At 72.0% G+C, this 19,006-nt stretch carries 19 protein-coding genes; 11 read left to right on the top strand and 8 right to left on the bottom strand.

Annotated features, from left to right (window positions below; translation table 11 throughout):
* Positions 1–13: 13 nt before the first annotated feature.
* Complete coding sequence (locus S1361_RS02865) at positions 14–502, bottom strand: peroxiredoxin (protein WP_208030262.1); 489 nt, start codon at positions 500–502, stop codon at positions 14–16.
* Entirely contained in the window at positions 499–879 is a 381-nt protein-coding gene (locus S1361_RS02870; RefSeq protein ID WP_208030263.1) for a DoxX family protein, read from the bottom strand. The genes S1361_RS02865 and S1361_RS02870 overlap by 4 nt, the downstream gene beginning before the upstream one ends.
* Positions 880–1,140: 261 nt before the next feature.
* On the opposite strand from S1361_RS02870, the gene S1361_RS02875 reads away from it, so the two are divergent.
* Both S1361_RS02875 and S1361_RS02880 read left to right on the top strand, forming a co-directional pair.
* Positions 1,141–1,899, top strand: coding sequence for an IclR family transcriptional regulator (locus S1361_RS02875; protein WP_208030264.1), 759 nt, complete (start codon positions 1,141–1,143; stop codon positions 1,897–1,899).
* Between the two features lie 96 nt (positions 1,900–1,995).
* Positions 1,996–3,264 (top strand): PP2C family protein-serine/threonine phosphatase, encoded by a 1,269-nt coding sequence (locus tag S1361_RS02880; protein WP_208030265.1) that lies wholly within the window; start codon positions 1,996–1,998, stop codon positions 3,262–3,264.
* Here the strand turns inward: S1361_RS02880 and S1361_RS02885 are convergent.
* Entirely contained in the window at positions 3,204–3,629 is a 426-nt protein-coding gene (locus tag S1361_RS02885; RefSeq protein ID WP_208030266.1) for an ATP-binding protein, read from the bottom strand. The genes S1361_RS02880 and S1361_RS02885 overlap by 61 nt on opposite strands.
* 187 nt (positions 3,630–3,816) lie before the next feature.
* On the opposite strand from S1361_RS02885, the gene S1361_RS02890 reads away from it, so the two are divergent.
* The 4 genes from S1361_RS02890 (at position 3,817) to hemC (ending at position 8,548) form a co-directional block, all read left to right on the top strand.
* Positions 3,817–4,584, top strand: coding sequence for an IclR family transcriptional regulator (locus tag S1361_RS02890; RefSeq protein ID WP_208030267.1), 768 nt, complete (start codon positions 3,817–3,819; stop codon positions 4,582–4,584).
* A 43-nt stretch (positions 4,585–4,627) separates the two neighbouring features.
* Complete coding sequence (gene glpK / locus S1361_RS02895; RefSeq protein WP_208030268.1) at positions 4,628–6,142, top strand: glycerol kinase GlpK; 1,515 nt, start codon at positions 4,628–4,630, stop codon at positions 6,140–6,142.
* 465 nt (positions 6,143–6,607) lie between these two features.
* Positions 6,608–7,588, top strand: coding sequence for an ATP-dependent DNA ligase (locus S1361_RS02900; RefSeq protein ID WP_208036416.1), 981 nt, complete (start codon positions 6,608–6,610; stop codon positions 7,586–7,588).
* A gap of 18 nt (positions 7,589–7,606) precedes the next feature.
* Positions 7,607–8,548, top strand: a complete 942-nt coding sequence (gene hemC, locus S1361_RS02905; RefSeq protein WP_208030269.1) for a hydroxymethylbilane synthase — start codon at positions 7,607–7,609, stop codon at positions 8,546–8,548.
* Positions 8,549–8,588: 40 nt separating this feature from the next.
* Here hemC and S1361_RS02910 read toward each other — a convergent pair whose 3' ends face one another.
* Together S1361_RS02910 and S1361_RS40225 are read right to left on the bottom strand one after the other, a co-directional pair.
* Entirely contained in the window at positions 8,589–9,113 is a 525-nt protein-coding gene (locus tag S1361_RS02910) for a hypothetical protein (protein ID WP_208030270.1), read from the bottom strand.
* Positions 9,114–9,200: 87 nt separating this feature from the next.
* Positions 9,201–9,506, bottom strand: a complete 306-nt coding sequence (locus S1361_RS40225) for a hypothetical protein (protein ID WP_208030271.1) — start codon at positions 9,504–9,506, stop codon at positions 9,201–9,203.
* Between the two features lie 259 nt (positions 9,507–9,765).
* Between S1361_RS40225 and S1361_RS02920 the strand changes: the two genes are divergently transcribed.
* Positions 9,766–10,563, top strand: coding sequence for an RNA polymerase sigma factor SigF (locus tag S1361_RS02920; RefSeq protein WP_208030272.1), 798 nt, complete (start codon positions 9,766–9,768; stop codon positions 10,561–10,563).
* A gap of 80 nt (positions 10,564–10,643) precedes the next feature.
* Here S1361_RS02920 and S1361_RS02925 read toward each other — a convergent pair whose 3' ends face one another.
* Positions 10,644–10,955, bottom strand: a complete 312-nt coding sequence (locus S1361_RS02925; RefSeq protein WP_208030273.1) for an ANTAR domain-containing protein — start codon at positions 10,953–10,955, stop codon at positions 10,644–10,646.
* Between the two features lie 128 nt (positions 10,956–11,083).
* Between S1361_RS02925 and S1361_RS02930 the strand changes: the two genes are divergently transcribed.
* On the top strand, positions 11,084–11,893 hold the full coding sequence (locus S1361_RS02930; protein ID WP_208030274.1) for a VOC family protein: 810 nt from the start codon (positions 11,084–11,086) through the stop codon (positions 11,891–11,893).
* Between the two features lie 35 nt (positions 11,894–11,928).
* Here the strand turns inward: S1361_RS02930 and glgX are convergent, their stop codons facing one another.
* Complete coding sequence (glgX, locus tag S1361_RS02935) at positions 11,929–14,073, bottom strand: glycogen debranching protein GlgX (RefSeq protein WP_208030275.1); 2,145 nt, start codon at positions 14,071–14,073, stop codon at positions 11,929–11,931.
* On the bottom strand, positions 14,070–14,579 hold the full coding sequence (locus S1361_RS02940; RefSeq protein WP_208030276.1) for a pep a2: 510 nt from the start codon (positions 14,577–14,579) through the stop codon (positions 14,070–14,072). The genes glgX and S1361_RS02940 overlap by 4 nt, the downstream gene beginning before the upstream one ends.
* A gap of 303 nt (positions 14,580–14,882) precedes the next feature.
* Here S1361_RS02940 and S1361_RS02945 point away from each other — a divergent pair, with 303 nt between their 5' ends.
* From S1361_RS02945 to treS, 3 genes are all read left to right on the top strand, one after another.
* Positions 14,883–15,182: a DUF5133 domain-containing protein gene (locus S1361_RS02945; RefSeq protein ID WP_208030277.1), complete on the top strand. Its 300-nt coding sequence runs from the start codon at positions 14,883–14,885 to the stop codon at positions 15,180–15,182.
* Between the two features lie 109 nt (positions 15,183–15,291).
* Positions 15,292–17,283, top strand: a complete 1,992-nt coding sequence (locus tag S1361_RS02950) for an alpha-1,4-glucan--maltose-1-phosphate maltosyltransferase (protein WP_208030278.1) — start codon at positions 15,292–15,294, stop codon at positions 17,281–17,283.
* Positions 17,280–18,998, top strand: coding sequence for a maltose alpha-D-glucosyltransferase (treS, locus tag S1361_RS02955; RefSeq protein WP_208030279.1), 1,719 nt, complete (start codon positions 17,280–17,282; stop codon positions 18,996–18,998). The genes S1361_RS02950 and treS overlap by 4 nt, the downstream gene beginning before the upstream one ends.
* Positions 18,999–19,006: the final 8 nt, after the last annotated feature.

Genomic DNA, 19,006 nt, shown 5'->3' on the forward strand with positions numbered 1-19,006 from the left:
TGTTCCCGGCTCCTCAGGCGCCGGGCTGTCCGCCTCGGCCCTGGTGGGCACGCAGGGCGGCGAGGGCCCGGTCGGCGTGGGTGTTCATGCGCAGCTCGCTGCGGACGATCTCCAGGACGGTGCGGTCCTGGGCGATCACGAAGGTGACGCGCCTGGTCGGGGCGAGGGAGAAGCCGCGCCTGACGCCGTACCGCTCGCGGACCGTGCCGTGGGCGTCGGAGAGCAGCGGCATGCCGAGGCCGTGCCGGCCGGCGAACTCCTGCTGTTTGTCGACGGTGTCCCCGCTGATGCCGACCGGCCGGGCGCCGACGGCGGCGAACTCGGCGGCGAGGTCGCGGAAGTGGCAGGCCTCGGCGGTGCAGCCGGGGGTGAGGGCGGCGGGGTAGAAGAAGAGGACGACCGGGCCGTCGGCCAGCAGTGCGCTGAGCCGCCGGATGGTGCCGGTCTCGTCGGGCAGGGCGAAGTCCTCGGCCTTGTCGCCGATCGCGAGGCGCTCGGTCACGACCGCCCCTCCCCGCCGCGGGCCACCGCGCGCGCCCACAGCACCAGGGGCAGCTGGAGGGGCAGCCGGGCGAGGGCCGCGGCCTTCAGCGGCGCGGGGCGGTCACGCCAGTCCACCGCCATCTGGACGTGCGCCGGGAACACGCCGACGAAGAACGCGGCCGCCGCCCTCGCGGCCGCCGCGCGGGTCCCGGGCGCCGCGATCCCGGCCGCGAGGGCCAGCTCGACGGCCCCGCTGCCGTAGGTCCAGGCCCTGGGCGAGCCCGGCAGCGCCCGGGGGACGAGCGCGTCGAACTGCCGCGGGGTGGCGAAGTGGGCGACCCCGGCGGCTGCCAGCAGGCCGGCGAGCAGCAGGGGTGAGCGTTCGGACCGGGGCACGGTTCCTCCTCAGGTGGCCTGCCGCCGGATATTACTGGACGGTAGGCAGCGGGGTGGCCGTCCGCACCGAATCCGCTCCGGCTTTCGCGGGCGCGACCGTCCGACCCCTGCGCCCACCCAGCCCCACCGGAAACCGCACCGGAGTGCGCGGCCACGGGGGTACGACCCCTGCGCCCGGGCATGGGCGGGAGGCGGGTGCGGGCGTGCGGTGCGGTGAACCCGGTCTTGCCGGTGCCGGGGGACCCGGGGCAGCCTGGTGCCATGGGCGGTCAGGACGGACCCACCCTCATCGGCTCCGTGCAGCGGGCCTTCCGGCTGCTGGAGGCGGTGAGCGAGCACGCGAACGGCGCGCCCGCGAAGCAGCTGGCACGCGAGACGGGGCTGCCCCTGGCAACCGCCTACCACCTGCTGCGCACCCTGGTGCACGACGGCTACGTACGGAAGCTGGACGACGGCGGCTTCGTCCTGGGCGACCGGCTGAACTCGCTGCACACGGCGGGCCGCACCCAGACGCTGCTCAGCCGCGTGCGTCCGACGCTCGCCGCGCTGCGGGACGAGCTGTCCACCGCCACCTACCTCACGTTCTACGAGGACGGCGAGATCAGGGTCGCCGACATCGTCGACAGCCCCCGTACACCGCGGGTGGACCTGTGGGTGGGGTTCGAGGACGCCGGACACGCCACCGCGCTGGGCAAGTCCGTGCTGCGCGGGATGGACGAGGAGGCCCGCCGGGACTACCTCTCGCGGCACCAGCTGGCCGATCTCACGCCCCGGACGGTCACCAGCGTGCCGGAGCTGTTGCGCAGGATCCAGGCGCCCCCGCTGGCACCGGCCGTCACGGACCTGGAGGAGTACTCGGTCGGCACCGTGTGCGTCGCCGTCCCCGTCTACCGCGGCGGCGTCCTCGGCTCGCTCGGCGTCTCCCTGCCGGTGGAGCGGCGGGACCGCCTGGAGGAGATCCGGGCCCGGCTGCTCCCGATCGCGGGCCGGGTGACCAGAGGGCTCTCGCTCACTATCTGAAAATCCACTCCTTGCCGCCGCCTCGCCCAGCCCGTTTGCTGGATGAAACAGACGTTGCGGGTGTGCACCCCTACCGGCGAGGACTGCGGACGAGACATGAGCCAGCCCCCACACCATGGTGGCGACCACACACCGACGCGGCTGTCGAGGAACCGTGCCGCCCAGGTCTGGGAACCGGTCCGCCGGCGCGCCTCCGGGCAGCTGGCCGCCGGCATGCCCGCACTGCCCGTCCTGGTCGTCGCCGTCGTCGTGCTCGTCGACGTCGCCGGTGGGGCCGGGATGGTCTGGCTGCCGCTGCTGGCCGCCGGACCCGCGCTGGCGGCCACCACCAACGGGCCCCGCGGAGTGCTGGGCGCCGGCTTCCTCGCCGCGGCGACGGGCACGGCACTGGGCATCATGCACGGCACCCCCGCAGGCGACCTGGTGGCCGTCCTGTGCGCCCTGCTGGCCGTCACCGCGGCGAGCGGCCTGGCCAGTGTGTTGCGGGGCCGTCGCGAACGGGTCCTCGCGGCCGTCCGCTCGGTCGCCGAGGCCGCCCAGCAGGCGCTGCTCCAGCCCGTCCCGGAGACCGTCGGACCGTTCCGGGTCGCCGTCCGCTACAGCGCAGCGGCGGCCGAGGCCCGGATCGGCGGGGACCTGTACGCCCTGGTGCCCACTCCGCACGGCATCCGCCTGATCGTCGGGGACGTACGCGGCAAGGGACTGCCCGCCGTGGAGACCGCCGCCCTGGTGCTGGGAGTGTTCCGCGAGGCCGCTCACGACGAGCCCGACCTGCTCGCCGTCGTCGGCAGGATCGAGCGGAGCCTGGCGCGCAACCTCGGCCCGGACGACTTCGTCACCGCCGTGGTCGCCGGCTGCCCCGGACCGGGACACCTGGAGGTGGTCAACTGCGGGCACGCGCCACCGCTGCTGATATCGGCGTCCGGAGAGGTCGAGGCGCTGGAGGCCGACCGTCCCGCGCCGCCCCTCGGCCTGCGCGCCCTGTCGGGCCAGGATCCCCGTCTGCAGCGTCTGCCCTTCGCGGTGGGCGAGCAGTTGCTGCTCTACACCGACGGGGTCACCGAGGCGCGCAATCACGCGCGCGAGTTCTATCCGCTGGCCGACGGTGTGGCCCGCCACATCGGCGACGAGCCGGCCCGCACCCTGACCGCGCTCCACGACGAGTTGCTCGCGCACGTCGGCGGCCGGCTGCACGACGACGCCGCCCTGCTCCTGCTCCGCAAGGAGGCCGCGCAGGAACCGGTTGCCGCGCGGCCCGGGCCGTCCGTGCCGGACACAGCGCCGCGGACCGGCACGGGTTCATCTCAGCCGGCGACCAGCTCGGCCCAGCGGGTGACCCCGCCCGCGTGGATCCGTATGCCGTAGTGGGTCGCCAGGGCGCGCACGATCGCCTCGCCCCGGCCGTGCTCGTCCGGGTCGATCCCGTCGAGCGGCCGGCCCGCCGGACGCGCCGGTCCCGCGTCGGTGACCTCGACGCGCAGGGTGCGGTCGCCGTCGCCGCGCATCCATGACAGGCGCAGCTCGGCCGGGGGCCGGGCGTGGATGATCGCGTTGGTGGCCAGCTCGGACACGACGAGCAGCGCGTCCTCGACGATCTCGGAACACACGCTCCAGTCCGCGAGGACGGCCTCGGCGCGTCGCCGTACGGCCGAGACCGCGCCGGCGACGGGCGGCACCGGACACACGTGTTCGCATGCCGCCCGGAGCAGCGTGTTGAGCTGTGCCGCCATGATCTCTCCCGATGGTGTGTGCCGCCCGGCCGGGCGCCGTCCCGTGGCGTCTTCCGGGCTCCCATGCACGTTATGGAGACAAATCCGGCGGGTCAATGAACAGCGGTCGGCATTACCGAACGCACGGGCCCCCGCGTCGCATCCCGCCCGCACAGCGAAGCGTCCGCGGCGGTAATAGGCTCGGCTCATGGCCGGCCCAGTCCAGTCGATCGAACGGGCGGCGGCGATTCTGCGCCTGCTCGCCGGTGGCCCCCGCCGACTCGGTCTCGGCGAGGTGGCGGCGTCGCTCGGCCTGGCGAAGGGCACCGCCCACGGCATTCTGCGCACGCTTCAGCACGTGGACTTCGTGGAGCAGGACGCGGCCACCGGGAAGTACCAGCTCGGCGCCGCCCTGCTGCACCTCGGCACCAGCTACCTGGACGTCAACGAGCTGCGCTCGCGCTCCCTGAACTGGGCGGACGCGCTGGCCGCCCGCAGCGGGGAGGCGGTGCGGCTGGGCACCCCGCTGGAGGGCCAGGTGCTCATCGTCCACCACGTGTTCCGGCCGGACGACACCTTCCAGACGCTGGACGTGGGCGCGCTGCTCCCCCTGCACGCCTCCTCCCTCGGCAAGGTCCTGCTGGCCTACGGGACCGCCACCGTCGAGCCGGGCCAGGAGCCGGAGCTGGAGGCCTACACCCGGCACACCCTGGTCGACCCCGAGCGGCTCACCCGGGCGCTCGCCGAGGTCAGGGAAGTGGGCTGGGCCGCCGAGATCCAGGAGATGAGCATGGGCGAGGCCGGTCTCGCCGCGCCGATCCGGGGCCACGGCGGCCTGGTCGTCGGCGCCATCGGGCTGTCCGGGCCGGTCGAGCGGATCTGCGACAGCCAGGGCCACCCCCGCCCCCCTCTGATCAGCCTGATCCGCGAGGCCGCGCGGGCGATCTCCAGAGACCTGGGAGCCGCCCGCTGGTAGCCCACGACAGCCGCCCTCGATCCGTCGGAAGGCAGACCCGATCATGGCCGAACGGTACGTGATGTCCATCGACCAGGGCACCAACTCGACCCGCTGCATCCTCTTCGACCACCGTGGGCGGCTGGTCTCGGTCGCGCAGAAGGAACACCAGCAGCACTTCCCCCGGCCGGGATGGGTCGAGCACGACGCCGTCGAGATCTGGCAGAACCTGCGGCGTGTGGTGCCCGAAGCCCTGTCCGAGGCCGGCGTCGGGCAGGAGCAGGTCGCCGCCATCGGTCTGGCCAACCAGCGCGAGACGACGGTGCTGTGGGACCGGCGGACCGGCGCCCCGCTGTGCCGGGCGATCGTCTGGCAGGACACCCGTACGGCGCCGCTCGTCGAGGAGCTGGGACGGCACCCCGGCGAGGAGTTCTTCCTCGACCGGTGCGCGCTGCCGCCCTCGACCTACTTCTCGGCGCTGCGGATCCGGTGGCTGTTCGACCACGTCAAGGGGATCGAGCAGCGCGCCCGGGACGGCGAGGTGCTGTTCGGGACGATGGAGAGCTGGCTGATCTGGAATCTCACCGGGGGCACCGACAGCGGTCTGCACATCACCGACGCCACCAACGCCAGCCGCACCATGCTGATGAACATCCGCACGCTCACCTGGGACGACGAGCTGCTGGACTTCTTCGGTGTGCCCCGCTCGATGCTGCCGGAGATCAGGTCGTCCGCCGAGCCGTACGGGGAGGCCCGCTCGCTGCTGCCGGGCGTCTGCATCACGGCCGCCCTCGGCGACCAGCAGGCCGCCCTCTTCGGCCAGACCTGCTTCTCTCCGGGCGAGGCCAAGTGCACCTACGGCACGGGCAGCTTCCTGCTGCTCAACACCGGCGGCGACCTCGTACGGTCCCGGCACGGCCTGCTCACGACCGTCGCCTACCAGATCGGGGACCAGCCGCCGGTGTACGCCCTGGAGGGGTCGATCGCCATCACCGGCGCGCTCGTCCAGTGGTTCCGCGACCGGCTGGGCCTGATCAGCAGTGCCCCGGAGATCGAGACCCTCGCGCGGACGGTGGAGGACAACGGCGGCTGCTACATCGTCCCGGCCTTCTCGGGTCTGTTCGCACCCCGCTGGCGCAGCGACGCGCGCGGGGTGATCGTCGGCCTCACCTCGTACATCACCAAGGGACACCTGGCGCGCGCCGTCCTGGAGGCCACCGGCTGGCAGACCCGGGAGGTCGTCGACGCCATGAACGCCGACTCCGCCGTCTCCCTGCAGCAGCTCAAGGTGGACGGGGGCATGACAGCGGACAACCTGCTCATGCAGTTCGTGGCCGACGTGCTCGACGTGCCGGTGGTGCGGCCCATGGTCGCCGAGACGGTCTCCCTCGGCGCGGCCTACGCGGCCGGGCTGGCCGCCGGCTACTGGCCCGGCCTGGAGGTGCTGCGCCGCAACTGGCACCGGGCCGCGCAGTGGCTGCCCGCCATGGACCCGGAGCGGCGGGAGGCGGAGTACGAGAACTGGCAGCGGGCCGTCGAACGGTCGCTGGGCTGGGTCAGGACGCCCCGCACCTCCTGAGGTCCGCGCCCGGCCGCTCGGCCGCTCACCGTCCGGCACGCGCCGCCGACGGGGGCCGGCCACAGGCCCACGAACGCGTCGGCGAGGCCGGTGGCCGCGTCGTCCCGGGTGGCGCGCGGGGTGGGGGTGCCCTCGGCGCGGGCGCGCTCCCGTTCGGCGCAGGTGCGCGGGATCAGCAGCCGGACCGTCCGGCCGCGTTCTGCGCGTACCCGGCCGCAGCTCCGGCAGCGTCCGGTTGAGGCCTCGCCACCGGTCCCGGCGGCGCTGCCGCGACCCCGGCGGCCACCGAGCCCTCGGCCGAACGGGTCGGCTGAGCGGGTCCGGGTGCCGGCGTGGTGTGCCGTGCCCGGCGCGTCCGTGCGGACGGTGGGGTACGGCGCCGGGCCGCGGGCCCGTTCAGGGGAACCCGCGCGGAAAGGAGCGTGAGGGCGCCGGGCCCGGTCGAGACCTTCTGCCGTGACCGCCGTGACGCTGCCGCTCATCCCGCCCATGCTCGCCACCCCGGGGACGCTGCCGCCGGCCGCCCAGGACGCGCGGTGGGCGTACGAGACCAAGCAGGACGGGCAGCGGGTGATGGTCTATCTGCCCGGTGACGGCAGTGTGCTGCTGCGCGCCCGCTCGGGTGACGACATCACCGCGGCCTATCCCGAACTCCGGCCGCTCGGCGGGGTGCTGGGCACCGCGCGTGCCGTGCTGGACGGCGAGGTGCTGGCCCTGGACGAGCGGGGGCGGGCCGACTTCCAGCTGCTGCAGAGCCGGATGGGTCTCGCGCACGCCCCCGCGCGGGCGGCGCGCCGGGCCGCCCAGGTGCCGGTGCACCTGGTGCTGTTCGACGTGCCGTACCTGGAGGAACCGCTGGTGCGGCTGCCGTACGCGCGGCGGCGGGCCCGGCTGGAGGAGCTGGGCCTTGCCGGGCCTTACTGGTCGACGCCGGCCGCCGTGACCGGGCACGGTGCCGAGGCCCTGCGCGCCACCCGGGAGCACGGTCTGGAGGGCCTGGTGTGCAAGCGGCTGGACTCGGTGTACGAGCCCGGGGTGCGCTCCCGCGCCTGGATCAAGATCCGCAACATGCGGGCCGAGGACGTGATCGTCGGCGGCTGGCTCCCCGGCAAGGGGCGGCTGAGCGGACTGCCCGGCGCGGTGCTGGCCGGCCAGCGCGACTCCGGCGGCCGGCTGCGGTACGTCGGCGGCGTGGGCACCGGCTGGAGCGAGGCCGAGCGCGTCCGGCTGGCGGATCTGCTGCGGGACGCGGCGAGCGACCGGTGCCCCTTCGACCCGGTGCCGCGCGTGCCGGGCGCGCGCTGGGTGCTGCCCCGGCTGGTGGGCGAGGTCAGCTACAGCACCCGGACCCGGCACGGGATGCTGCGCCAGCCGTCCTGGCTGCGGCTGCGCCCGGATCTCACCCCGGAGGAGTCCGCGGCCGACCTGCCCGAGGACGTGGGATGAGCCACGGGGGTCTATCGTGTGCGCATGTCGGTTCCCGAACTGATCCGAATCGTCTCCCGTGACTCACCCATGGCTCTGGCCCAAGTCGAGCGGGTCCGAGCCGAGTTGGCGGTACTGCATCCGGGCGTGCGCACCGAGGTCGTCCCCGTCAAAACCACCGGCGACAAGTGGCTCGGCGATCTGTCCCAGGTCGAGGGCAAGGGCGCGTTCACCAAGGAGGTCGACGCCGCCCTGCTGGCCGGGGAGGCGGATCTCGCGGTGCACTGCGTCAAGGACGTGCCCGCCGACCGCCCGCTGCCCGCCGGGACGGTGTTCGCCGCGTTCCTGAAGCGGGACGACGTCCGGGACGCGCTGGTGCACCCGGGCGGCCTCACCCTGGACGAGCTGCCGGCCGGCACCCGGATCGGCACCTCCTCGGTGCGCCGCGTCGCCCAACTGGCCGCCACCCACCCGCAACTGGAGTGCGTACCGTTCCGCGGCAACGCCAACCGCAGGCTGGAGAAGCTGGCCGCCGGGGAGGCGGACGCGCTGCTGCTGGCGGTCGCCGGCCTGGAGCGCATCGGCCGGACGGACGTGATCAGCGAGGTGCTGTCCCCGGAGACGATGATGCCGCCGATCGGCGCGGGCATCCTCGCCCTCCAGTGCCGGGAGGACGACACCGAACTGATCGACGCGGTCAGCGGACTCGGCGACCCGGACACCCACCGGGAGGCGACGGCCGAGCGGATGTTCCTGCATGTGCTCCAGGGCCACTGCAACAGCCCCATCGCCGGGTACGCGCGCGTGGACCTCAGTGGTGAACTCTCCCTGCGGGCCTGTGTCTTCACCCCGGACGGCAAGACCCGGCTGAACGCCCACGAGTGGGCGGGCCGGCTGGATCCGGCCACGCTCGGCACCTCGGTCGCGGTGGCGCTGCTCCGGCAGGGCGCGCGCGAGATCATCGACGGCATCCCGCACTGAGGCGCCGTACGGCCCGTACGACGGGGTGCCGCCGCGCCGGTCAGGCGGAGCCGGGCTCCGTCTGGTCCCTCAGGAAGGCGCTGACCTGGTGGGCCAGGCTGCACTGCCCGGTGCCCGCGGGGGCGGCCGCCGCGGTGGACCCCAGGGCGCCGATGCCGCCCGCCCACAGCCGGCGGTCGGTCCACTCGTCGTCCACCCGCAGTTGCACCTGCACGTCCACATGGGTGAGGGCGGCCTCGGGCGCGGCGGCGTAGACGACCGCGGTGGCCCGGCGCAGCGGGTAGACGTCGAAGCCCTCGATGAACTGGGAGTTGCGCCAGTCGATGAAGGCGCCCTCGCCGTCCGGGCCGACCCGGACGTCGATCTGACCGTCCTCCAGGTGGATGCCGTAATGGCGCGCGCCGCGGTTCTCGACGGTCACCCGGATGCTGAAGTACGCCAGCCCGGCCGCGGCGTCGTCCCGTCCGCGCGGCGGCTCGGCCGCTTCCAGGCGGTGGACGCGGACCCGCAGACCGGCATGCTCCTCGTACTCCTGCCAGTCCCCGACCACGTTCGGCTCGTACACAGTGCCCCTCTCGACCTTCGAGAGGTGCTGTCTATCTGTGCGCCGAGCGCACTGTCAAATGAGCAGAATGCGCTGTGGCCAGGGAATTCACCCCGTTTGATCAGTGATCAAGCGCTGCGCAGGAAGAACTCGTTCGCGGCGCCTTCCGGCCGGCCTCGGGCGCGTGTGGCACATCACGTCCGCGGCAAGATCAGCGGTCGGCCTCGTGGTGATCAGCAGGCCCCGCAGGGCGTCGACTTGGTCGCTGAGCGACTCGACGTTGCCGACGTCCTGCGGCCGGCCCGGCAGCACCGAGACGGAGAAGAACACGGAGGCGAGAACCACCGCGAGGCCGACGCCGACCCGCTTGAGCGGGTTCCAGGCCGGGGCGACGCGGAGCAGCGCGGCGATCACGAACTGTGAGCGGCGGACGATCACACCGAGGGCGGCGCGCGTCCCCGTATGTGGTCGGGAGCACCGCGCACCAACATCCCGTTTGTCCCTGTTTGTTTTGAGATGCCCGACAGCGGGAATGGGCAGAGAAGTGCTTCGGACAGGAGGCACGTCCGTGGGAGGCGGCACATGCCGGCGCCCCGGTGTCCATTCATGGTCCGAGCGCACCGCACCTCCCACGGTGTCTGTCATCCAGCACCTGCCGAGAGAGGTGCGCCCCATGCGTGTCACTGGCAGCACGAAGCCCCACCCCCACGACGACGCCCCGGACACGGGCGACGCCTTCCAGTGCCTGGCCGGGCTGCCCGACGGCCCCGAGCGCCAGGCGCTCCGGGACGAGCTGGTCCGCCTGTGGCTGCCGATGGCCGAGCGGATCGCCGTACGGTTCCGCGGCCGCGGCGAGGCCCTGGAGGACCTCTACCAGGTGGCGGCCCTGGGTCTGGTGAAGGCTGTAGACCACTACGACCCGGCTCGCGGCCGTGCCTTCGAGGCGTACGCCGTGCCCACCATCACCGGTGAGATCAAGCGCCACTTCCGGGACCACATGTGGACGCTGCACGTGCCACGGCGGGTGCAGGACCTGCGCAACCGGGTCCGCACCGCCACCAAGGAGCTAGCGCAGACCACCCCGGGCGGGGCACCCACCGTCGCCGAGATCGCCGCGTACACCCGGCTGAGCGAGGACGAGGTGCGCACCGGCATGGAGGCGCTGGAGTGCTTCTCCGCGCTGTCACTGGACGCCGAGGTGGCGGGCACGGACGGCTACGCCCTCGGTGACTCGCTGGGCGGACCGGACCCGGGGTACGACCTCGTCGTGGACCGCGCCGCGGTCAAGCCGTGCCTCGCGGCGCTCCCCGAGCGCGAACGCACCATCCTCTATCTGCGCTTCTTCGGCGGGATGACACAGAGCCGGATCGCCCAGCAGCTCGGTATCTCGCAGATGCACGTCTCCCGGCTGCTCAGCGGCTGCTTCGACCGGCTGCGCGAGGAACTGCTCGCGGAGGCCCGCGTCCGCTGAGGCCCTGTCCGCTGGGACACTGCTCCCGCCGAGGCCGCCTCCCCTCACCGGGGCAGCAGCTCCTCGCCTCCCCGCGGCTGCTACTCCTCGGAGCCCGGCACCTGGGTGGGACCGTACCGGTCCAGCGCGTCCTCCAGCGCGGCGCGGATGTCGGGCGGGATGTCGCCGCGCCGCCCCCAGATCAGGATCAGCTCCGCGATGTTGCGCAGCTTGATGTTGGTGTGCTGGGAGACCTCCTTCAGCACCTGCCATCCCTGGTCCGGGGCGATCCGGCCGAGGGCCACCATCATCCCGATCGCCTGGTCCACGACCGCGTGCGAGGCCATGGCCTCCTTCAGCTGATGGACCTCTGCCTGCAGCGCCGCCAGCCGGTCCGGCTCGCTCTCTCCCATCCCTCCATCCTGCGCAGGGGCCTGGACACCCGCCACCCGGGGTACACGGGAGGCACTCCGCCCCCTTCCGGTCGGACACTGGTGTCATACCGGTGGCCGCCCGGCCCCGAGAGCAGGACGCGACTGCCATGACACACGACACCCCCGCCGACGCCGGACCGCGCAGAAAAGAAGTCGTCTCCACCCACTCCGTCTTCGGCGCGCCGTGCTGGGTGAGTCTGACCAGCCGCGATCTCCAGGCCACCCAGGACTTCTACTCCGCCGTCCTGGGCTGGCGCTGGCGCGGCGCCAAGCTCGGCGAGCACTTCCGCATCGCCCTGGCCAACGGGGTCCCGGTGGCCGGGATCGCCGCCGTCGCCTCCATGTGGCAGATGGCGGTGGCCTGGACGCCCTACTTCGCCGTACCCGACGCGGACGTGGCCGTGTCCCGCGTCCGGGAGCGGGGCGGTACGGCGGCGGTCGGGCCGCTGTCCTTCCCGCCGGGCCGGGCGGCCCTGCTCGCCGACCGGGACGGGGCCACCTTCGGGATCTGGCAGGGCGAGCTGGTCACCAACTGGGAGGCGTGGCGGCAGGCGGCCCCGACCTTCGTCCGGCTGCACACCCGGGACGCCTTCGACGCCGCGATCTTCTACGGCGAGATCCTGGACTGGGCGACCGGGCTGCCGGGCTGCTGCGAGGTCGAGTACGAGGGCGGCGAGGTGGTGCTGCGCAGCCGCGGTGACATCGTGGCGCGCATCGACTCGGGCGCGGTGGAGGCGGCTCCCGATCCCTCGGTGCGGCCGCACTGGCAGATCCACTTCTCGGTGGCCGACGTGGCCGGCTGCGCCCGGACGGCGGAGAAGCACGGCGGGAGCGTGCTGCGCGAGGACGAGACCGAGGCGATCCTCCGGGACGCCGACGGCGCCCAGTTCACGGTGACGTCACGGGGCCCCCGCTGAGCCGGCGGGGGCGGTCCGCGGTCCCGCCCTCCGGGTCAGCCGCCGGCGCGCGACGGACGTGACAACAGGACCAGGCTCCGCGCCTCCGTGCGGAGCCTGGTCCCCGCCTTGTGTTCGCGTTCGTCGGGGATGCCGTCGGGGTCGGCGGTGTCGATCAGGGTGGTCCAGCGTTCGCCGAAGGAGCCGTCGGGCAGGCGGAAGACGACCGGCTCCCAGTAGCCGTTGACGAGCAGCAGGAAGGAGTCGTCGACCATGCGGCGTCCGTAGGGGTCGCGTTCGGCGATGGCGTCGCCGTTGAGGAACACACCGACCGAGTGCGCGTCGCCGCGCTGCCAGTCCCGGTCGGTCATCTCGCGGGCGTCGGGCCTGAGCCACATCAGGTCGGGCAGCGGCTGCTTGGCGTTGGTCACGGTCTCGCCGCGGAAGAAGCGCCTCCGGCGCAGCACCGGGTGCGCGGCGCGCAACGCGATCAGGTGCCGGGTGAACTCGGCGAGGCTGCGCTGCCCGTCGGTGAGGTCCCAGTCCACCCAGGAGATCTCGTTGTCCTGGCAGTAGGCGTTGTTGTTGCCGCGCTGGGTCCGGCCGAGTTCGTCGCCGTGGCACAGCATCGGGATGCCCTGCGAGAGCAGCAGCGTGGCCAGCAGGTTGCGCTGCTGGCGGGCGCGGAGTTCGAGGACGGCCGGGTCGTCGGTCTCGCCCTCGGCCCCGCAGTTCCAGGACCGGTTGTGGCTCTCGCCGTCCCGGTTGTCCTCGCCGTTGGCCTCGTTGTGCTTGTCGTTGTACGACACGAGGTCGCGCAGCGTGAACCCGTCGTGCGCGGTGACGAAGTTGACGCTCGCGCGGGGCCGGCGCCGGCTGTGCTGGTAGATGTCGGAGGAGCCGGTGAGCCGGGAGGCGAACTCGCCGAGCGAGCCGGGCTCGCCCCGCCAGAAGTCCCGTACGGCGTCCCGGTACTTGCCGTTCCACTCCGACCACAGCGGCGGGAAGTTGCCCACCTGGTAGCCGCCCTCCCCCACGTCCCAGGGTTCGGCGATCAGCTTGACCCGGCTGATCACCGGGTCCTGCTGGATCAGGTCGAAGAACGCCGAGAGCCGGTCCACCTCGTGGAACTGCCGGGCCAGGGTGGCCGCGAGGTCGAAGCGGAAGCCGTCGACGTGCATCTCGGTCACCCAGTACCGCAGCGAGTCCATGATCAGCTGGAGCACGTAAGGGTGCCGCATCAGCAGGGAGTTGCCGGTGCCCGTGGTGTCGTAGTAATGCGCCCAGTCGCCGTCGACCAGGCGGTAGTAGGAGGCGTTGTCGATGCCCCGGAAGGACAGGGTGGGGCCCAGCTCGTTGCCCTCGGCGGTGTGGTTGTAGACGACGTCGAGGATCACTTCGAGGCCGGCCGCGTGCAGCGCCTTCACCATGGCCTTGAACTCGTTGACCTGCTGGCCGCGGGTGCCGAAGGCGGCGTAGGCGTTGTGCGGGGCGAAGAAGCCGATGGTGTTGTAGCCCCAGTAGTTGGACAGGCCGCGGTCCTGGAGGACGCCGTCCTGGACGAACTGGTGCACCGGCATCAGCTCGACGGCGGTCACGCCGAGCGAGGTGAGGTGCTCGATCACGGCGGGGTGCGCGAGGCCCGCGTAGGTGCCGCGCAGCCGCTCCGGGACGTCCGGGTGGGTCATGGTCAGGCCGCGCACATGGGCCTCGTAGATGACCGAGTCCGTGTACGACGTCCGCGGCGGGCGGTCGTCGCCCCAGTCGAAGAAGGGATCGGTGACCACGCCAAGCATGGAGTGCCCGGCGCTGTCCGCCGGGGCCGGCCCGTCCGGGGCGCGCTCGTACAGGGAGGCGTGATTGTCGATCTGCCCGTCCACCGCCCGGGCGTAGGGGTCGAGCAGCAGCTTGGCCGGGTTGCAGCGGTGACCGAGCGCCGGCTGCCAGGGTCCGTGCACCCGGTAGCCGTAGCGCTGGCCGGGCCCGATGCCGGGCAGGTAGGCGTGCCACACGAAACCGTCGACCTCGTGCAGCCGGACGGGGGTCAGGGTGCCGGCGTCGTCGGCCAGGATCAGCTCGACGCGCTCGGCGACCTCGCTGAACAAGGCGAAGTTGGTGCCCTGCCCGTCGAACACGGCACCCAACGGGTAGGGGTGCCCGCTCCACACGGGCACCCCTTTGCGGGACTTGCGGGCGGTCACCGGCGGCCCTCCAGGGCTTCGGCGGCGGGCGCCGGCGCGGCCAGTACGGCCACGGCCTCCTCGCGCGGCACCCTGAGTCCCTCCCGCAGGGCGGGGTCGGGGGCGATGGGTACCAGCGGGACGCGCTGGCCGGCACGGGCACGCTGCGAGAACCAGATGATCTTGCTGCCGGTGTCCGAGGCGCAGCAGCCCCATCCGTCGCTCATGGCGGCGATGTCCACCAGACAGGACCGCAGGTCCGTGTCGGGGCGCAGATCCGGGTCGTCGTCGCCGAAGGCGGTGATGAGGTGCTGGCCGTTCCACCACATCTCGATGGAGGTGTGCTTGTCCGTCGCGTGCTCGTCGATCGCCCGCAGCAGCAGTTCGGCGCCGCGGCAGACGGGGTCCACGAGGTTCTCGAGGTCCCAGTAGCGGAGATGGGCGGCCAGGATGCGGCTGACCTGTCCCACCCGTTCCGGGCTGACTTCCACGTCGAGGTGGTAGTAGCAGGGCACTGCGGTCTTCATCGTCGCTTGCTCCTCACCGGCGAAGCTCTCGCTCCCCTCGCCCGTCCGGGAGGGATCCCGGACACCTAGCGTGAGCGTTGATCGCTTCTGAGTCACCTCCACGGTGAGGGCACTACGCCATTCGTGCAACAGGAGCCACCCCTACCACAACTGGTTGAAGATCCAACAAGACGCTGCGTCGTCGCGCGTGCACCATAAGTGAAAGCCTCGATCGCCGTAACGGTGCCGCGCCCTCCTCTGCGCGGACACCACCCGACCGTCGGGAACGCGCCCAGTCGAGAGCGTGGAAGGTGAATGAGGGCCATGCTGCTACCCGCCAAGGCCGAAGTGGCCCGGCAGTTGCGGCGTTACCGGGCGTGGGAGCGCGTCATGCTCGCCTCGCCCTACGACCGCACGGTCCGGGCCACCTTCGAGGACTCGGGTTACACGCTGTGCGTGCTGATGGGCAAACGCTGCGCCCGCGAGGCCGCGGACGCCGCCGAGCGCTATCTCCGCACGAACCTGGTCACCTACCTGCGCGAGCAGGACGGACGGCCGCAGCCGCGTCGGGCGGCCAGAAGAGCGCCGCCACCGGAGCGGCGTTCCACGGCGCCAAGCCCCTGACCTGGCACCGTACAAGGCGTTCCTCTCGGGTCCGGCGCACACCGGCCCGATTCCTGGATCGCGGAGCCGGGCCGGGTGCCCGGCTTCGCGCACGGCGGAGGTGAGATACATGCGCAGGACCCCGGCCATCGGCCGTGTACCGGTACGCGACGTCCGGCCGGCCGTGGAGTGCGGCAGGCGCCCGGCGAAAGCGGTGGCCGGGGAGACTTTCGAGGTCACGGCCACCGTGTTCCGCGAAGGGCATGACGCCGTCGGCGCGAACGTGGTCCTGCGCGATCCCAAGGGCCGCCGCGGCCCCTGGACACCGATGCGGGAACTGTCCCCGGGCAGCGACCGCTGGGGTGCCGAGGTCACCCCCGACTCGACGGGCCGCTGGACCTTCCGGGTGGAGGCCTGGAGCCATCCGCTGGCGACCTGGCGGCACACCGCCTCCGTGAAGGTGCCGGCCGGGATCGACACCGGCCTGGTCCTGGAAGAGGGCGCCGAGTTGTACGAGCGGGCCGCCGCCGGTGTGCCCAAGGGCCCCGAGCGCGAACTGGTCCTGGCCGCCGCGCACGCCCTCGGCGACGACTCCCTGTCGGTGCACGACCGGCTGAAGGCCGCCCTGTCACCTGAGGTGGAGGCGGTGCTGGCGCGTTGTCCGTTGCGGGAGCTGGTCACCGCGTCGGATCCGATGCCGCTGCTGGTGGAGCGTGAACGCGCCCTGTACGGCTCGTGGTACGAGTTCTTCCCGCGTTCGGAGGGCACCGCCGAGCAGCCGCACGGCACCTTCCGCACGGCCGCGCGCCGGCTGAAGCCGATCGCGGACATGGGCTTCGACGTGGTCTACCTGCCGCCGGTCCATCCCATCGGCACGACCTTCCGCAAGGGCCCCAACAACACCCTCACCGCCGGCCCGGACGACGTCGGCGTGCCCTGGGCGATCGGCTCCCCCGAGGGCGGCCACGACGCCGTCCACCCCGGCCTGGGCACCATCGAGGACTTCGACTTCTTCGTCGCCGAGGCGGACAGGCTGGGGCTGGAGATCGCGCTGGACTTCGCGTTGCAGTGCTCACCGGACCATCCCTGGGTGCACAAGCACCCCGAGTGGTTCCGCCACCGCCCCGACGGCAGCATCGCGTACGCCGAGAACCCGCCGAAGAAGTACCAGGACATCTACTCCATCGCCTTCGACGCCGACATGGACGGACTGGTCGCGGAGACCGTGCGGATCCTGCGCCACTGGATGAGCCATGGCGTCCGCATCTTCCGGGTGGACAATCCGCACACCAAGCCGGTGGTGTTCTGGGAGCGGGTCATCGCGGAGGTCAACCGCAAGGACCCCGACGTGATCTTCCTGGCGGAGGCGTTCACCCGGCCGGCGATGATGCACACGCTGGCGCAGATCGGTTTCCAGCAGTCGTACACGTACTTCACCTGGCGCAACAGCAAGCAGGAGCTGACCGAGTACCTGACGGAGCTGTCGGGTGAGGCGGCGGCCTACATGCGGCCGAACTTCTTCGCCAACACCCCCGACATCCTGCACGAATACCTCCAGCACGGCGGGCGGCCCGCGTTCGAGGTGCGGGCCGTGCTCGCCGCCACCCTCTCCCCCACGTGGGGCATCTACTCCGGTTACGAGCTGTGCGAGAACACACCGCTGCGACAGGGCGGTGAGGAGTACCTGGACTCGGAGAAGTACCAGCTCAGGCCACGCGACTGGGCGGCCGCCGAGCGCGAGGGACGCACCATCGCACCGCTCATCACCCGGCTCAACACCATCCGACGGCAACACCCGGCGCTACAGCGCCTGCGGAACCTCCGTTTTCATCCGACCGACAACGATGCCGTGCTCGCCTACAGCAAGAGCACCGGTTCGGACACGGTCGTCGTGGTCGTCAACCTCGACCCGCACCACACCCAGGAGGCAACGGTCTCGTTGGACATGCCGCAACTCGGCCTGGACCGGCACGCCGCCCTGTCCGTGCACGACGAACTGACGGGCGAGACGTACCACTGGGGCAGGACCAACTACGTGCGTCTGACGCCCGGGCGGACACCGGCGCACGTGCTCCACGTCGGGCGATCGACGCCCCAGATCGGAGGGCCCGCAGCGTCATGACCGTCAACGACCCCGTACCGGACACCTTCGAGGACACTCCCGCCAAGGACCGGGACCCGGAGTGGTTCAAACGCGCCGTCTTCTACGAGGTCCTCGTCCGCTCCTTCCACGACAGCAACGGCGACGGCATCGGCGACCTGAAGGGCCTGACCGCCAAGCTCGACTACCTGCAGTGGCTCGGCGTGGACTGCCTGTGGCTGCCCCCCTTCTTCCAGTCGCCGCTCAGGGACGGCGGTTACGACGTCTCCGACTACACCGCGGTGCTCCCGGAGTTCGGTGACCTCGCCGACTTCGTGGAGTTCGTGGACGCCGCCCACCAGCGCGGCATGCGGGTGATCATCGACTTCGTCGTGAACCACACCAGCGACCAGCACCCCTGGTTCCAGGAGTCCCGCAAGAACCCCGACGGGCCGTACGGGGACTACTACATGTGGGCCGACGACGACAAGCAGTACGAGGACGCGCGGATCATCTTCGTCGACACCGAGTCCTCCAACTGGACCTTCGACCCGGTCCGCGGCCAGTACTACTGGCACCGCTTCTTCTCGCACCAGCCGGACCTCAACTACGAGAACCCGGCCGTCCAGGAGGAGATCCTGGCCGCCCTGCGGTTCTGGCTGGACCTGGGCATCGACGGCTACCGCCTGGACGCTGTCCCCTACCTCTACGCCGAGGAGGGCACCAACTGCGAGAACCTGCCCGCCACGCACGCCTTCCTGAAGCGGGTCCGCCGCGAGATCGACGCGATGTACCCGGACACCGTGCTGCTGGCGGAGGCGAACCAGTGGCCGGAGGACGTCGTCGACTACTTCGGCGACTTCCGGGCCGGCGGCGACGAGTGCCACATGGCGTTCCACTTCCCGGTCATGCCGCGCATCTTCATGGCCGTGCGGCGCGAATCGCGCTACCCGGTCTCCGAGATCCTCGCCAAGACCCCCGCGATCCCGTCCGGCTGCCAGTGGGGCATCTTCCTGCGCAACCACGACGAGCTGACCCTCGAAATGGTCACCGACGAGGAACGCGACTACATGTGGGCCGAGTACGCCAAGGACCCGCGGATGCGCGCCAACATCGGCATCCGGCGGCGGCTCGCCCCCCTGCTCGACAACGACCGCAACCAGATCGAGCTGTTCACCGCCCTGCTGCTGTCCCTGCCCGGCTCACCGATCCTGTACTACGGCGACGAGATCGGCATGGGCGACAACATCTGGCTCGGCGACCGCGACGCCGTGCGCACCCCCATGCAGTGGACCCCCGACCGCAACGCCGGCTTCTCGACGTGCGACCCGGGACGCCTGTACCTGCCCACGATCATGGACCCGGTCTACGGCTACCAGGTCACCAACGTGGAAGCCTCCATGTCCTCACCGTCCAGTCTGCTGCACTGGACCCGCCGCATGATCGAGATCCGCAAGCAGAACCCCGCTTTCGGTCTCGGCTCGTTCACGGAACTGCAGTCCTCCAACCCCGCGGTCCTGGCCTTCCTGCGCGAGTACGGCGACGACCTCGTGCTGTGCGTGAACAACTTCTCCCGCTTCGCCCAGCCCACCGAACTCGACCTGCGGGCCTACGACGGACGGCACCCGGTCGAGCTGATCGGCGGTGTGCGCTTCCCCGCGATCGGTGAACTGCCCTACCTGCTCACCCTGCAAGGCCACGGCTTCTACTGGTTCCGGCTCACCCGAGTCGCATCCCGCATCGGCCGCCGCCGCTGATCCGACGG

Source organism: Streptomyces cyanogenus, from assembly GCF_017526105.1.
GTDB lineage: Bacteria > Actinomycetota > Actinomycetes > Streptomycetales > Streptomycetaceae > Streptomyces > Streptomyces cyanogenus.